The organism is Pantoea sp. Fr-CA_6 (assembly GCF_024520895.1).
Classification (GTDB): Bacteria; Pseudomonadota; Gammaproteobacteria; order Enterobacterales; family Enterobacteriaceae; genus Pantoea; species Pantoea agglomerans.
This window is the reverse complement of record NZ_JALNPO010000042.1, coordinates 1-369: the sequence shown is the minus strand read 5'-3', so window position 1 is coordinate 369 and position 369 is coordinate 1. Positions and strand designations below refer to the sequence as shown.

Genomic DNA, 369 nt, shown 5'->3' with positions numbered 1-369 from the left:
ATGCATCCATAGCTCAGCTGGATAGAGTACTCGGCTACGAACCGAGCGGTCGGAGGTTCGAATCCTCCTGGATGCACCATATTTTCGAATATGGAGAAGTGCCTCGGTGTGACATGACGCATTAGCGTACAGGCCGCACTAAGGAGGATAACGTTGCATCAGCAACGGCCCGCAGGGCGAAGCGCAAGCTGAGTAATCCTCCTGGATGCACCATCGAAACAAAGCGAATTAGCAATTCCTTTCATGGTGAGTAGTTAGCACCCTGCGTTGTACAAGAATTTGATTTATGCATCCATAGCTCAGCTGGATAGAGTACTCGGCTACGAACCGAGCGGTCGGAGGTTCGAATCCTCCTGGATGCACCATATT

The 369-nt window shown here is 50.9% G+C and carries 2 tRNA genes; both read left to right on the top strand.

The features are described from left to right. The first annotated feature begins 2 nt into the window (after nucleotides 1–2). Nucleotides 3–79: transfer RNA gene (locus NR201_RS22530), tRNA-Arg, on the top strand. Nucleotides 80–288: 209 nt separating this feature from the next. Continuing rightward, nucleotides 289–365 (top strand) — tRNA-Arg (locus tag NR201_RS22525). The last annotated feature ends 4 nt before the right edge of the window (nucleotides 366–369 follow it).